Origin of the sequence: Xenophilus azovorans DSM 13620 (genome assembly GCF_000745855.1) — a bacterium.
In the GTDB taxonomy this organism is placed as follows: domain Bacteria; phylum Pseudomonadota; class Gammaproteobacteria; order Burkholderiales; family Burkholderiaceae_C; genus Xenophilus; species Xenophilus azovorans.
Genome location: NZ_JQKD01000007.1, coordinates 38,604 through 52,214, shown reverse-complemented (window position 1 = coordinate 52,214; position 13,611 = coordinate 38,604). Strand labels below are relative to the sequence as shown.

Below are 13,611 nucleotides of genomic sequence, written 5' to 3'. Positions count from 1 at the left end.
AACCCCTAACGATCCTGCTAGGTGTCCGCGGCGAAGGCACTGCCTACGCTTGCGCTCCGATTCCGGAGAAAGCGCTATGGACCTCATTGACTGCACCGCCACCGACGTGCGCGACGCGCTCGCCGGCGGCACAGCCCGCTGCACCGACCTCGTCGACCGATGGATCGAGCGCACGCGCGCCGCCGAGACGCTGAACTGCTATGTCGCGTTCGACGAAGCGGGCCTGCGGCAGCAGGCCCGGGCCGCGCAGGCGCGGCTGGACGCGGGCGAGCGCCTGCCGCTGCTGGGCGTGCCGATCGCGCTGAAGGACAACATCCACGCCGCGGGACTGCCCTGCGGCAACGGCACCCACGCGCTGCACGGGCACGTCGTCGCGAACGATGCCGCGCTGGTGCACCGCCTGCGCGCCGCGGGTGCGCTCATCACCGGCAAGCTGGGCATGCACGAATTGGCCTTCGGCATCTCGTCCAACAACGCCGTGACCGGCGCCGTGCACAACCCCTGGGACGCCTCGCGCATCCCGGGCGGCAGCAGCGGCGGCTGCGGCGCGGCCGTGGCGGCGCGGCTGGTGCCGGCCGCCATCGGCACCGACACCGGCGGCTCGGTGCGCGTGCCGGCGGCGCTGTGCGGCGTGAGCGGGCTGCGGCCGACGGCGGGCCGCGTCGGCGGACAGGGCCTGGCCCCGATCTCGACCACGCGCGACACCGCCGGCCCGCTGGCGCGCAGCGTGGCGGACCTGGCCTTGTTGGACAGCGTGCTCGCGCAAGACGCAACGCTGCTGGCCGACGTACCGCTTCGCGGCCTGAAGCTGGGCCTCCCCCAGGAAATGTTCTGGAGCGACCTGGAGCCGGGCGTCGAACGCAGCGCGCGCGAGGCCCTCGACACCCTGCGCCGCGCCGGCGTGGAGTTCGTCCCGGTGGCCCTGCCCGGCATCGAGGCGCTCGACGCCGAGGTGAGCTTCGTCGTCGCGCTGTTCGAGTTCGTGCGCGACATGACGCGCTACCTCGCCGAGGAAGCGCGCGGCGTGAGCTTCGAGGAAGTGGTGCGCGGCATCGGCAGCCCCGACGTGGCCGCCATCGCCGCGCCGCTGCTCGGCGCAGGCGCCGTGCCCGAGGCGGCCTACGCCCAGGCGCTGCAGGCGCGCCGGCGCCTGCAGGCGCTGTACCGCGACGCCTTCGCCGCCAGCGGGGTGCCGGCCCTGGTGTTCCCGACCACGCCGGCCACCGCCGCGCGCATCGGCGACGACGAGACCGTCATGCACAACGGCCGCGCCTGCCCCACCTTCGCGACCTTCATCCGCAACACCGATCCGGGCAGCAACGCCGGCATCCCGGGCCTGTCGCTGCCCATCGGGCTGGCGGGCGGGCTGCCGGCCGGCCTCGCGCTCGACGGGCCCGCCGGCAGCGACCGGCACCTGCTGGCGATCGGCCGCGCCGTCGAGGCGGCCCTTCCCCCCATGCCGCCGGCGCCCGTGCGCTGAGCCGGCCTCCTCCCATTCCCTTCCCCCTTCCAGGAGCACACGATGGACCGCCGCCACTTCCTCCAGTCCGCCACCGCTGCCACGGCCGTCGCCGCGCTGCCGCGCGCCTGGGCCGCCAGCCCGCTCAAGGTGGCCGTCATGACCACGCTGAGCGGGCCGGCCGGCCTGTTCGGCCCCTCCTCCAAGGCCTGCGCCGAACTCGCGGCGGAGACCATCAACGCCCGCGGCGGCATCCTGGGCCGCAAGCTCGAACTGCTGTTCGGCGACGCCGGGCTGGCGCCCGCCGAGGCCTCGCAGGCCGCGCTCAAGCTGTGGAAGGGGTCGGGCGCGGGCGCCGTGATCGGCATGCACGACAGCGCCGTGCGCGGCGCGCTGGTCGGCCTGTTCAAGGGCCAGGTGCCCTACTTCTACACGCCCGTCTACGAAGGCGGCGAGTGCGCCAGGGGCACCTACATGAACGGCGAGACGCCCCAGCAGCAGCTTCAGCCGGTGATCCCCTGGATCGCCGCCGAGCGCAAGCCGAGCAAGTGGTACCTGATCGGCAACGACTACATCTGGGGCCGCAACACCAACGCCGCCGCCAAGGGCTACATCGCCCAGACCGGCGCCAGCGTGGTGGGCGACGAGTACCTGCCCTTCACCGTCGACAACTTCGACGCCAGCCTGGCGCGCATCCGCGACAGCGGCGCCGACGCCGTGCTGGTCTCGCTGGTGGGCGGCGCCTCGGTCGGCTTCAACAAGGCCTTCGCCAGCTTCGGCCTGGCCGACAAGGCGCTGCGCCTGGGCACGCTGATCGAGGAGAACACGCTGGCCGGCATCGGCCTGGCCAACGCGAAGAACCTCTATTCCAGCGCCGGCTACTTCGCCAACATCGAGACGCCGACGGCCAGGGACTTCGCGCAGGCCTACGCCAGGCGCTTCGGCCCGCAGGCACCGGCCCTCAACGGCCTGGCCGAGTCCACCTACGAGGGCTTCCTGATGCTGGAGGCGATCGCGAAGAAGGCCGGTTCGCTGGACGTCGCCAAGCTGGAGGCCGCCAGCGAGGGCGCCGGCTACGACGGCCCGCGCGGCGCCGTGACGATGAAATCGCGCCACGTGGAGCAGGACGTCTACGTGGCCGACGTCGATGCCAAGGGCTTCCGCGTGGTCAAGACCTTCCCGCGCGTGAGCTCCGGCCAGAGCTGCAAGGTGTGAGGCCGTGGACGCCAGCCTTCTCCTGCACGGCCTGAACATCGCCTACGAGCTGGCGACGCTCACGCTCACCACGCTCGGCCTGGCCGTGGTCTTCGGCCTGCTGGGCGTGTTGAACATGGCGCACGGCGAGTTCGTGATGATCGGCGCCTACTGCGTGGTGACCGTGCAGCAACTCGGCTGGCCGATCGTCGCGGCCTTCCCGCTGGCCGTGGCGGTGTGCGCCGCGCTCGGCTGGGCGGTGGAGCGCTGGCTGGTGCGGCCGCTGTACGCACGCCCCTTCGACACGCTGCTGGCCACCTGGGCGCTGGCGATGCTCATGCGCAAGACGGTGGAGGCGATCTGGGGCAAGGGCTACCGCAACGTGGAGAGCAGCCTCGCCACGCCGATGGCCATCGGCGCCACCCAGTACCCGGTCTACCGTATCGGCCTGATCGTGCTGGCCGTCGTGCTGATGGCCGCGCTGTACGTGTGGTACCGGCGCAGCACGGCCGGGCTGCGCGTGCGCGCGATGACCGGCAACCCCGTGCTCGCGCAGGCCCTGGGCATCGACACGCGGCGCCTCGCATCGCAGACCTTCGTCGTCGGCGTGGTGCTGGCGGGCGCGGCGGGCGTGCTGCTGGCGCCGCTGGTGCGCATCGAGCCGGGCATCGGCGTGGACTATCTGCTCGACGCCTTCTTCGTCCTGGTGGTCGGCGGCCTGGGCAGCCTGGGCGGCCTGCTCGGCGGCGTCGGGGTGATCGGCGGCTCGCAGGCCGTGGTCAGCAGCATCTCGGGCCAGACCAGCGGCTATGCCGTGGTGCTGGTGATCTCCATCCTGTTCCTGTGGCTCAAGCCCGATGGCCTCTTCTCTCGCCGCTGACGACGCGGGCACGCGGCCGCGCCGCGCGGCCGGCCGCGCGCTCTGGCCCGCCGCGGCGCTGGCCGCCGGCCTGGCGCTGGTGCCGGTGCTGGGCAGCGACTTCCTGGCCTACCAGATCGCGCTGTTCCTGATCTACGGCATCGCGACGCAGGGCGTGGCGCTGTGCTGGGGCCGCCTGGGCTTCCTGCCGCTGGGCCATGCGCTGTTCTTCGGGCTGGGCGCGTACCTGGCCGGCGGTTCGCTCAAGGCGGCAACGGCGCAGCCGCTGTGGCTGCTCGGGCTGGCGGCCGCGCTCGCGCTGCCGGCCGCGCTGGCCTGGTGCGTCGCGCGGCTGGTCTTCGCGCGCAGCCTGCGCAGCGGGCCGTACTTCTCGCTCATCACGCTGGCGATGACCATGCTCGGCTTCCTGGCCGCACAGCAGTGGAGCAGCGTGACGGGCGGCTTCAACGGCCTGGGCGACATCCCCGAGCTGCCGGGCCTGGACCGCTACGGCACCTTCTACTGGCTGGTCGCCGCCATGGCCGTGCTGTCCACCGCCGTGCTGGGCGTGCTGATCCGCCGCCCGCTCGGCGTGCTGTGGACGGCCATCGCCCAGGGCGAGGACCGGATGCAGCTCTTCGGCTACGCCACCGACCACATCAAGGCCAACGCCTACGCGCTGTCGGCGCTGCTCGCGGCGCTGGCCGGCGCGCTGTTCTCGCTGCACCAGGGCATCGTCACGCCGCAGGCGATGAGCTTCGTGCTCTCGACCGAGTTCGTGATCTGGGCGGCGGTGGGCGGCAAGTCGAGCCCGCTGGGCGCGATGCTGGGCGCGGTGCTGGTCGGCTATGCCTCCTCGGAGCTGCGCGACCACTTCGCCTACTGGGAGGTGCTGGTCGGCGCGCTGTTCATCGCCGTGGTGCGCTTCCTGCCCGAAGGGCTGGCCGGCCTGGCGGCCGCGCGCGCCGCCCGGCTGCTGGCCTATGCGCCGCCCGCGCCTTCGCCGGCGCCCGCCTCGCGCGCGCCGCGGGAGGTGCCCGACCTGCGCTGCGAGGACGTGCGGTGCAGCCAGTCGGGCGTGCGCATCCTCGACGGCCTGAGCTTCTCGCTCGGCGGCCCCGGCATCCGCGCCGTGATCGGCCCGAACGGCGCCGGCAAGACCTCGGCCTTCAACGCCATGACGGGGCGGCTGCCGGTGCGCGGCGGCCGCATCCGGCTGGCCGGGCGCGACATCACGGGCAGCGTCGCGTGGCAGGTGGCGCGCCGCGGCGTGGGCCGCAAGCTGCAGATCCCCACCGTGTTCCCCGATCTCGATGTGGCGCAGAACCTCCAGGTCGCGCTCTGGGCCGGGCGGCTGCGCGGGCCCGACGCGCTGCGCACCGCGGCCTTCGGCTGGCGCACGCCGCTGCTGGACGACCTGCTCGGCCGCTTCCCGGAACTGGCGCGGCAGCAGGACACGCCCGCCGGCCGCCTCTCGCAGGGGCAGCGCCAGGCGCTGGAGTTCGTCATGACGATGCTGCCCGAGCCGCACCTGGTGCTGCTCGACGAGCCCTGCGCCGGCCTGTCGCCGGCCGAGACGCACCGGATGATCGAGGTGATCCGCCATGCGATCGACCGCGTGGGCGCCGCGGCGCTGCTGATCGAGCACGACCTGGCGGCCGTCTCGGCGCTCGGCGGCGAGGTCTTCGTGCTGCACCAGGGCCGGCTGCTCGCGCAAGGTTTCCTGGCGGCGATCCAGGCCGACCCGGCGGTGCGGGCCGTGTACGCGGGAGCGAGGAAATGACGCCGGGCACCCTGCACTTCAGCGACGTCGCCTGCGGCTACGGCGACACCATCGTCGTGCGCGGCGTCTCGGGCGAGGTCGCCCCCGGGCAGGTGCTGGGCGTCCTGGGGCGCAACGGCGTGGGCAAGAGCACGCTGATGAAGGCCCTGGCCGGCTTCCTGCCGCTGGCGGGCGGGTCGGTGCGCTGGGGCGGGCGGGACCTCGCGGCGCTGCCGCCGCACGCGCGGCTGGGCGCGGGCATCGCCTATGCGCCGCAGGAGAACGTCGTGTTCGGCGAGCTGAGCGTCGACGAGAACCTGTGGCTTCACGTGCGCGGGCGGCGCGACGGCCGCTACCGGTCCCTGCTCCAGGCCTTCCCGCGGCTGGAGGAAAGGCGCCGGCAGCGCGCCGGCTCGCTCAGCGGCGGCGAGCGCAAGCTGCTGTCCTTCGCGCGCACGCTGGCGCTGGGTGCGCCGCTGTCGATGCTCGACGAGCCCACCGAAGGCGTGCAGCCGGAGAACATCGACCGGATGGCCGCCCTGGTCAATGAAGCGGCCGGCACCGGCCGCGGCTTCGTCGTGGTCGAGCAGAACCTGAGCTTCCTGGAGGCCGTCGCCACGCACATCCTGGTGCTCGACCACGGCGAGCCGGTGCTCGCCGGCGACATGCGCGCGCTGGACCGCGACGCGCTGGAACGGCACCTGGTGGTGTGAGGCCGGGCGCCTGCGCAGGCGCGGGGTGATCGGTACGATCCGGCCTTCCCGGCCGCCTACCGCATCAGATGAGTGCCACCGCCCCCACCCGCTACGAGCAGCTCGCCGACGACATGGCCCAGGCCGTCCGCGAAGGGCTGCTCAAGGCGGGCGACCGGCTTCCGTCGGTGCGCCAGACCTGTCAGCGGCGGGGCGTGAGCCCGTCGACCGTGTTCCAGGCCTACCGGCTGCTGGAGGCGCGCGGGATCATCGAGGCCAGGCCCAGATCGGGCTACTACGTGCGCGCGCACAAGCGCCCGCTGCGCGCCGCGCCGCTGGCCGCGGTGCCCCGGCCGGAGGCCACCGAGGTGGCCGTCAGCGCACTGGTCTTCGACATCCTGGAGTCCACGCGCGACCCCGCGGTCGTGCCGCTGGGCTCCGCTTTCCCGGCACCGGGCCTGTTCCCGCTGGACGAACTCGCCCGCGCCGGCACGCGGGCCATGCGCAGGCTGCGGCCCGAGCAGATCACCACCGCCCTGGCCGTGGGCGACGAGGGGCTGCGCCAGGCGCTGCGCCGGCGCTACGCGCTGCAGGGCGTGCCCCTGGCGGGCGACGAGCTGGTGGTCACCAACGGCGCGATGGAGGCGCTGAACCTGTGCCTGCAGGCCGTCACGCGGCCCGGCGACATCGTGGTGGTGGAGTCGCCCACCTTCTACGCCAGCCTGCAGGCGCTCGAACGCCTGGGGCTGCGCGCCGTCGAGGTCGCCACCGACCCGCAGGAAGGCGTGGTGCTCGACGATCTGGCGCGCCTGCTGGTGCAGCACAGGGTGGCGGCCTGCTGGTTCATGCCCAACCTGCAGAACCCGCTGGGCGCGCTCATGCCCGCCGCGCGCAAGCGGGCCCTGGTCGAGCTGCTGGCGCGCCACGGCGTGCCGCTGATCGAGGACGACGTGTACGGCGAGCTGTACGCGGACGTGCGCCGCCCGCCGCCGGCCAAGGCCTTCGACCAGGCCGGCCTGGTGCTGCACTGCGGCTCCTTCTCCAAGTGCCTCGCGCCCGGCTACCGGGTCGGTTGGGCGGCCGCCGGGCGTCATGCCCCGCAGGTGCTGCGGCTGAAGACGATGACCTCGCTGGCCACCTCGCTGCCGCCCCAGCTCGCCATCGCCGAGTACCTGGCCCAGGGCAGCTACGACCGCCACCTGCGCCGGCTGCGCGCGGCGCTCGCCGCCGAGCAGCAGCGCACCCGGCGCCTGGTCGAGCGCTACTTCCCGGCCGGCACGCGCGTGACGCTGCCCGAGGGCGGCTACTTCCTCTGGCTCGAGCTGCCGCGCGGCATCGACGCCCTCGAACTGCACCACCGGGCCATGGCGGCCGGCATCAGCACCGCACCCGGCGTGCTGTTCTCGGCCGACCGGCGCTTCACCCACCACCTGCGGCTGAACGCCGGCCACCCGGGCGATGCCCGCATCGACCCGGCGCTGCGCATGCTCGGGCGGCTGGCCGGCGCGATGCTCTAGACCACGCCCTCATCGCGCAGTCGCTCTATCGCCTCGGACGTCAGGCCCAGCTCGGCGCGCAGGACCTCGTCGGTATGCTCGCCCAGGCGGGGCGCGGCCTGGCCATAGACGATCGGTGTGCCCGAGTAGCGGATCGGATTGGCCACGCCCGGTGCCTGCACGCCCGCGCCGTGCGGCAGCGAGAGCTTCAGGCCGCGATGCCGCACCTGCGGGTCCTCGAAGACTGCCTCCAGGTCGTTGATTGGCCCGCAGGGAACGTTGGCCGCCTCCAGCAGCGGCACCCACTCCTGCATGGTGCGGGCGAGCATGGCCTCGGCAATCAGCGGCACAAGCACCTCGCGGTTTCGGCTGCGCTGCGCCGATATGCTGAAGCGGCTGTCGGTGGCCAGCTCAGGCAGGCCGATGAGCGAAGCGAATGCCGCGAACTGTGTGTCGTTGCCGACCGCGATGATCACGTCGCCCTGCTTGCAGCGGAACACCTGATAGGGAACCATGTTGGAGTGGCCGTTGCCCAGCCGCTGAGGTACTTGGCCCGAGAGGAAATAGTTCATCACAGCGCAACCAGTGACGTTGACCAGGCAGTCCAGCAACGCGATGTCGATGTGTTGGCCCTTGCCGCTGATGTTGCGGTGCTCGAGCGCGCCCAGGATCGCCGTGCTGGCGTAGATGCCGGTGACAACGTCAGTGATCGGGATGCCGGTCTTGAGCGGACCTCCGCCGGGTTCGCCATCGGGCATGCCGGTGATGCTCATGAGCCCGCCCATGCCCTGGAAGATGTAGTCGTAGCCGGGCAGTGGCGCGTACGGGCCGCTTTGGCCGAATCCGGTGACGGAGCAGTAGACCAGACGCGGGTTGTCACGGCGCAGCGACTCGTAGTCCAGTCCGTAGCGCGCGAGCGTGCCGACCTTGTAGTTCTCCACGAGCACATCGCAGCCGGCAGCCAACTGGCGCACGATCTCCTGGCCGCGCGGGGTGGAGATGTCCAGCGTCAACGATTTCTTGCCTCGATTGGCACTCAGGAAGTAGGCGGCGTCGCGCGTGTCCCGGCCCTCCGCGTCCTTGAGGAAGGGCGGGCCCCAGGCGCGCAGGTCGTCGCCGGCACCCGGGCGTTCGACCTTGACGACGTGTGCGCCCATGTCGGCCAGAATCTGCGTGGCCCAGGGGCCGGCCAGCACGCGCGTGAGGTCCAGAACCTTGATGTGTTCAAGTGCTTGTTTCATTCGTAGTGTCGATGAGGGACGCCGCCAAGGGCTTGCGAGAGGTAGCGCGCCGCTTCGTCGATGGCCGCGTCGGCCGCTTCCAGGCGACCAGTGAAGAGTTGGAAGGCATGAGGCATGTCGTCCCACAGGCTCAAGCGGGTCTGCACGCCGGCCGCGTTGGCGCGTTCAGCCAAGGCATGAGCGTCGTCCAGCGGAACCTCGGCGCGGCCTGCCTGGATCAGCAGCGGCGGCAGCCCGTCCAGCGCGGCGTGCAGCGGTGAAACCTCGGGGGCTTCGGGCTGTCCCGACCGGCCGAGGTAGGTGCGTGCCATGCGCAGGATCGTGGCGCGCTGGGTAACTGGATCAGTGGCCGCGTTCGCCTCGTAGCTGGCGCCACCGGCCTGCAGATCGACCCAGGGCGACATCAGCGCGGCTGCGCGGGGCAACGCTTGGCTGGCATTGCGCAGTTGGGTCATCAGCAGCACGGCCAGCGCGCCGCCGGCGGAATCTCCGCACAGCGCGATGCGACCGGGCGCGAGTCCCTGCGCGCACAACCACGCATAGGCGGTGGCGGCGTCCTCCAGGGCTGCCGGCTGGCGGTGCTCGGGCGCCAGGCGATAGTCCACGCCCAGCACCGCGCAGCCTGAGTGCGCCGACAACCGGGCCATCAGGTTGTGATGCGAAATGTGCGAGCCGATCTGGTATCCGCCGCCATGGAGAAAGAGGATGACCGCCTCGCGCGTGGCGCCAGGCGCCTCGATCCAGAAGGCCGGCACGCCGTCGGCATCAACGGCCGTGACCGTTGCCGGTGGGCGTGGCTCAGCGAAGAAGGCATTCCAGTCGCGGCGGATCTGCTCGATGGTGGTATCGGCCCCCCAACCAGCGTAGAGCTGGCCCAGGGCCGCGCGCACCTCCTGAAGCTGCGCGTTCATGGAATTCATAGACTGGAGCGCGCGGCGGCCTGAATGGCCTGGCCCAGGCCTTCGGTGCGCTGCCGCTGAAAGCCTTCGGAGAGGTGGCTTAGCTGGTGCGTGTCGAAGTGAGCGTCGATGGCGCTGCGCAGGCCTTGCATGTCCAGCCCGCGATTGATAGAGCGCTTGACCAGCCGGAGCGCGAACGGGTCGCATTGCGCGATGCGCGCGGCCATGCGATCGACTTCTGCTTGCACTTCAGCGCGTGGAACGACGCGATTGACCATGCCGATGGCGAGAGCCTCCTGCGCCGACATGCGTCCCCCCAGGTAGAGAAATTCCTTGGCTTTGCGCGCCCCCATCACCCACGGATGGATCATGACTTCCACGGCCGCGGTAGCCAGCGTCTGGCACACCGGATCAGAAAAGAAGGCGTCGTCGGAGGCGACGACCAGGTCACACATGTTGGCGACCATGAAGCCGCCGGCGATGCAGGCGCCACTCACCTGCGCAATGGTAGGTTTGGGGCAGTCGTGGATGTTCATCGCGTAGCCGAGGTAGTAGCGCTCCTCGAACGCCCAGCGTTGCTCGACGGTGAAGTTGCTGCGCTTGAGCGCAGCCTCCTTCAGGTCGTGGCCGGCCGAAAAGTGATCGCCCTTGCCGTCGATCACGATCACCTTGACAGAATCGTCGCGTACGGCGCGCTGCAGCGCGTGATCCAGTTCTTCCAGTAGTCCCTGGCTTTCGGCGTTGCGCGCCTGCGGGCGGTTGTGCGAGAGTCGGGCCACGCCTTCGCCGGTGCGGTATTCGATCAGCTCGTAGTTGGATGGTGTGGTCATCGGTTTTCCTCTCCCAGGTTTACCAGGCACGCAGCGCGCGCCATTGATCGTCGGTGCCGAGCGCGGCGCGGTCGGCGTCGTAGCCGAACAGCCATTCCTGCTGTGGCAGAAAGGTTCCGCTGTACTGGGCGTCGTACTTGCGGAATTTGGTGTTGCGCTGCGCGACCTCGTCCGGATCGCTCATGTGGAAGCGCTTCTCGGCCACGCGCGACTGGGCCTGAACGCGAGCCGTGCGGTCCATGCGCAGCGACTGGTAGCGCTGCAGGGCCGCGCCGAGGTCGCCGCCGGAGCGTTCGAGCAGGCGCGCGAGAACCCAGGCGTCTTCCATGCTCTGCACTGCGCCCTGCGCGTGGTAGGGCAGCATGGCATGCGCGGAGTCACCCAGTAGCGCGATGCGACCGTTGACCCACGTGGGCAGAGGTTCTCGGTCGTAGAGAGCGGTGACGAAAGGTTTGCGTGTGAGCGCTATTAGCTGCGTCACCTCGGAATTCCAGCCGTCGTACTCCTTGAGGACTTCCTCGACTGTGGCCGTGGCCGACCACGATTCGCGGCGGTTGCCCGGAGAGCTGCCGATGCAGATCCAGTTGAGCTTGGTGCCGCCCGAGACGTAGTAGATGACGGCGCTGCGCTCAGGCCCGAGCCAGAGGTGGGCGCTCGGCGCGATGCCCAGGTGACGCGCGGCATCCGCGTCGACGATGCCACGCCAGGCCACGCAGCCAGAGGCCTGGGGCTTGTCGGCCTGGAAGAAGCGTGTGCGCACCAGCGAGTGGATGCCGTCCGCTCCCACCAGGATGTCGCCGTGAACGGCGGTGCCGTCGGTCAACGTGGCGTGCACACCCTGCGCGTCCTGCGATACGTCGGCGATGCGACTCCCCAGGCGGAGGTTGGCAGGCTCCAGGCGCTGCGTGATGACGCCCAGCAGATCGGCGCGGTGCGCATGGTAGTAAGGTGCGCCGAAGTGGCGCTCGATCTGCGGCATGAGCGGGTTGCGCATCAGTGCCTCGCCAGTCTTCCAGTCGCGATAGACGAGATCGCGCGGCTGGAAGGCCACTGTGCGCAGCGCGTCATGCACGCCCAGGTGCTGCAGCACGGCCACCCCGTTGGGGCTGAGCTGTACGCCAGCACCAACTTCCTCCAGCCGGGGGGCCTGTTCCAGCACCACGTGCTCGATATTGAACTTCTGCAGCGCCAGGGCGAGCGCCGCCCCGCCAATGCCGCATCCTGCGACTATGACTCGCATATCTATCCTTCGAGAGTTATGAGGCCGCCCGGCGGGCCGCCCCGGGAGAGCGACGGTGGCTTACTGTGGTTGCAGTCCAATCGCCTGGATGATGGGCCCGGACTTGTCGAGCTGATCCTTGATGAAGCTCATGAGCTGGGCGTTGGAGACGTTCCAGGGCTCAGCCCCGCGGCTGCGCAGGAAATCCACAAACGCTGTGGCCGTCGTCGCCGCGCGCGTAGCGTCTTCCAGTTTCTTCATGACCGACGTGGGTGTACCCGGCGGGGCGAAGAAGGCGATCCACACCGGCATGCCGGAGTTCTTGGAGCCCGCCTCTACCGTGGTCTGCACGTCGGGGAAACTGTCCAGCCGCGCGTCCTGTAGTACGCCCAGCGCCTTGAATTCGCCACTGCGCATGCGCGACTGTGCCGAGAACAGCGTGATGTAGGCCACCTCGATTTCGCGTGCCTTGAGTGCCAGCAGGCCGGGTGCATCGCCCCGGTAGGGCACGTGCGTGATGTCCAGGTCCAGATCGCTCTTGAAGATCTCCATGCCCAGGTGCGCGCTGGTGCCGATGCCGAACGAGCCGTAGTTCAGCCGTCCGGGGTTGGCTTTGACGTACTTCACGAACTCGGTCATCGAGTTGGCGGGGAAATCCGGCCGCGCCAGTAGCACCGTGGGCGCCGTGTTGATCGGCGCGATCGGCTGCAGTTTGTCGATCTGGAAGCTCAGATTCTGGTAGAGGTGCGGCGCAACCGTGAATCCGGTGTTGGAGCCCAGCAAGATGGTGTAGCCGTCAGGCGTGGCCTGGGCTACCGTCTGCATGGCCACGATGTGGCCCGCGCTGGGCTTGTTCTCGATGATGACCTGCTGACCCAGCCGCTCCGCCATGCCCAAGGCGGCCTGACGAGCGATGACGTCTGTGATGCCGCCTGGCCCGAAGGGCACGATGAGCCGGATCGGCTTGTTCGGATAGGTATCGGCATTCGCCGAAAAAGCCGTGGCCGCAACCAGGGCTGTGGCGGCCAGCCGTGTGATGAGTCGTTTCATGGCGTTGTCTCCTTGGGACCCGGATGCTAGGTCCGGTGCGCATCAACGACGTCTCGGGTTTGGATATGCTGCATGTTGTTTTGACATGCAGAACAAGAATTCGAAGTGCGTCTATGGAGCAAGTCGATGGGTGAGATGGATGTGAAATCGAGAGGCGGCGACCGGCAGTTCGCCACCACGCTGGCGCGTGGACTGGAGATACTCCGCTGCTTTACACCCGAGCGCCCGGTGCTGGGCAATCGCGAGTTGGCGGACCTCACGGGCCTGTCCAAGCCCACGATCTCGCGCTTCAGCTATACCCTCACCGAGCTGGGTTATCTGCGCGTGGATCGCACCTCCGGCAAGTATCAGCTAGGCACGGCCGTGCTCACCCTTTCTTACCCGCTGCTGGCCAACATCCCGCTGCGACAGGTGGTGCGCCCCCAAATGCGTGAACTGGCCGAACGCCTGGGCGGATCGGTATCGCTATGCATGCGCGAGCGCCTGAAGCTTGTGTACGTCGAGACCAGCCGATCCCGGTCACTGCGCGCACAGCGCTACTCGGACATCGGCATGTCCCACCCGATCATTGCCACTGCCAATGGCCGCGCCTACTTGGCTGCTTGCACGGCCGAGGAACGCACCACGCTGCTCAACGAGATTCGTGTGAAGACGCCCGACCACTGGCTCAAGTGGGGCGCGGCAGCCGAGGAGATGATGGCGTTTTGCCAGGACAACGGCTTCGCCTACTCGCATGGCGAATACCGGCCTGACGTGGCCACGGTCGGTGTCCCATACCGCCCAGCCACTGGCGGCGAGTTGTATGTCTTCAACTGCGTGCTGGCCTCGTACGCTGTCAAGCCCGGCCAACTCGAACGGGAGGTCGGACCGGCTTTGTTGGCCATGGTGACCGACCTGTCCTACGTCTGAG

At 70.1% G+C, this 13,611-nt stretch carries 12 protein-coding genes; 7 read left to right on the top strand and 5 right to left on the bottom strand.

Going from position 1 to position 13,611, the window contains the following annotated elements; all coding sequences use genetic code 11:
- Positions 1-76: 76 nt before the first annotated feature.
- The 6 genes from iaaH (at position 77) to Q392_RS05915 (ending at position 7,483) form a co-directional block, all read left to right on the top strand.
- Positions 77-1,480, top strand: coding sequence for an indoleacetamide hydrolase (gene iaaH / locus Q392_RS05940; RefSeq protein WP_038203033.1), 1,404 nt, complete (start codon positions 77-79; stop codon positions 1,478-1,480).
- A gap of 42 nt (positions 1,481-1,522) precedes the next feature.
- The gene (locus Q392_RS05935) at positions 1,523-2,674 is read left to right on the top strand and encodes a substrate-binding domain-containing protein (protein ID WP_038203030.1); all 1,152 of its coding nucleotides are present in this window, start codon (positions 1,523-1,525) and stop codon (positions 2,672-2,674) included.
- A gap of 4 nt (positions 2,675-2,678) precedes the next feature.
- On the top strand, positions 2,679-3,533 hold the full coding sequence (locus Q392_RS05930; RefSeq protein ID WP_038203027.1) for a branched-chain amino acid ABC transporter permease: 855 nt from the start codon (positions 2,679-2,681) through the stop codon (positions 3,531-3,533).
- Positions 3,511-5,295 (top strand): branched-chain amino acid ABC transporter ATP-binding protein/permease, encoded by a 1,785-nt coding sequence (locus Q392_RS05925; protein WP_084216875.1) that lies wholly within the window; start codon positions 3,511-3,513, stop codon positions 5,293-5,295. The genes Q392_RS05930 and Q392_RS05925 overlap by 23 nt, the downstream gene beginning before the upstream one ends.
- Positions 5,292-5,987: an ABC transporter ATP-binding protein gene (locus Q392_RS05920; protein WP_038203025.1), complete on the top strand. Its 696-nt coding sequence runs from the start codon at positions 5,292-5,294 to the stop codon at positions 5,985-5,987. Before Q392_RS05925 ends, Q392_RS05920 begins: the two co-directional genes overlap by 4 nt.
- A gap of 68 nt (positions 5,988-6,055) precedes the next feature.
- On the top strand, positions 6,056-7,483 hold the full coding sequence (locus Q392_RS05915; RefSeq protein ID WP_038203011.1) for an aminotransferase-like domain-containing protein: 1,428 nt from the start codon (positions 6,056-6,058) through the stop codon (positions 7,481-7,483).
- Here the strand turns inward: Q392_RS05915 and Q392_RS05910 are convergent.
- The 5 genes from Q392_RS05910 to Q392_RS05890 are packed head-to-tail and all read right to left on the bottom strand — an operon-like array spanning position 7,480 to position 12,701.
- On the bottom strand, positions 7,480-8,703 hold the full coding sequence (locus Q392_RS05910) for a CaiB/BaiF CoA transferase family protein (RefSeq protein WP_038203008.1): 1,224 nt from the start codon (positions 8,701-8,703) through the stop codon (positions 7,480-7,482). The genes Q392_RS05915 and Q392_RS05910 overlap by 4 nt on opposite strands.
- A complete protein-coding gene (locus Q392_RS05905) occupies positions 8,700-9,614 on the bottom strand; it encodes an alpha/beta hydrolase (protein WP_038203005.1) in 915 nt (304 codons plus the stop codon). The genes Q392_RS05910 and Q392_RS05905 overlap by 4 nt, the downstream gene beginning before the upstream one ends.
- Before the next feature lie 5 nt (positions 9,615-9,619).
- Positions 9,620-10,432: an enoyl-CoA hydratase gene (locus tag Q392_RS05900; RefSeq protein WP_051952962.1), complete on the bottom strand. Its 813-nt coding sequence runs from the start codon at positions 10,430-10,432 to the stop codon at positions 9,620-9,622.
- 19 nt (positions 10,433-10,451) lie between these two features.
- Entirely contained in the window at positions 10,452-11,672 is a 1,221-nt protein-coding gene (locus tag Q392_RS05895; RefSeq protein WP_038203002.1) for an FAD-dependent monooxygenase, read from the bottom strand.
- A gap of 60 nt (positions 11,673-11,732) precedes the next feature.
- Entirely contained in the window at positions 11,733-12,701 is a 969-nt protein-coding gene (locus tag Q392_RS05890; RefSeq protein WP_038202999.1) for a tripartite tricarboxylate transporter substrate-binding protein, read from the bottom strand.
- Positions 12,702-12,827: 126 nt separating this feature from the next.
- Between Q392_RS05890 and Q392_RS05885 the strand changes: the two genes are divergently transcribed.
- Positions 12,828-13,610 (top strand): IclR family transcriptional regulator, encoded by a 783-nt coding sequence (locus Q392_RS05885; protein ID WP_051952960.1) that lies wholly within the window; start codon positions 12,828-12,830, stop codon positions 13,608-13,610.
- The last annotated feature ends 1 nt before the right edge of the window (position 13,611 follow it).

What these genes read in the sequence shown, in the direction of transcription:
- iaaH (WP_038203033.1), top strand. Translation starts at nt 77, where the DNA reads ATGGACCTCATTGACTGCACCGCCACCGACGTGCGCGACGCGCTCGCC.
- Q392_RS05935 (WP_038203030.1), top strand. Translation starts at nt 1,523, where the DNA reads ATGGACCGCCGCCACTTCCTCCAGTCCGCCACCGCTGCCACGGCCGTC.
- Q392_RS05925 (WP_084216875.1), top strand. Translation starts at nt 3,511, where the DNA reads ATGGCCTCTTCTCTCGCCGCTGACGACGCGGGCACGCGGCCGCGCCGC.
- Q392_RS05920 (WP_038203025.1), top strand. Translation starts at nt 5,292, where the DNA reads ATGACGCCGGGCACCCTGCACTTCAGCGACGTCGCCTGCGGCTACGGC.
- Q392_RS05915 (WP_038203011.1), top strand. Translation starts at nt 6,056, where the DNA reads ATGAGTGCCACCGCCCCCACCCGCTACGAGCAGCTCGCCGACGACATG.
- Q392_RS05910 (WP_038203008.1), bottom strand. Translation starts at nt 8,703, where the DNA reads ATGAAACAAGCACTTGAACACATCAAGGTTCTGGACCTCACGCGCGTG.
- Q392_RS05905 (WP_038203005.1), bottom strand. Translation starts at nt 9,614, where the DNA reads ATGAACGCGCAGCTTCAGGAGGTGCGCGCGGCCCTGGGCCAGCTCTAC.
- Q392_RS05900 (WP_051952962.1), bottom strand. Translation starts at nt 10,432, where the DNA reads ATGACCACACCATCCAACTACGAGCTGATCGAATACCGCACCGGCGAA.
- Q392_RS05895 (WP_038203002.1), bottom strand. Translation starts at nt 11,672, where the DNA reads ATGCGAGTCATAGTCGCAGGATGCGGCATTGGCGGGGCGGCGCTCGCC.
- Q392_RS05890 (WP_038202999.1), bottom strand. Translation starts at nt 12,701, where the DNA reads ATGAAACGACTCATCACACGGCTGGCCGCCACAGCCCTGGTTGCGGCC.
- Q392_RS05885 (WP_051952960.1), top strand. Translation starts at nt 12,828, where the DNA reads ATGGGTGAGATGGATGTGAAATCGAGAGGCGGCGACCGGCAGTTCGCC.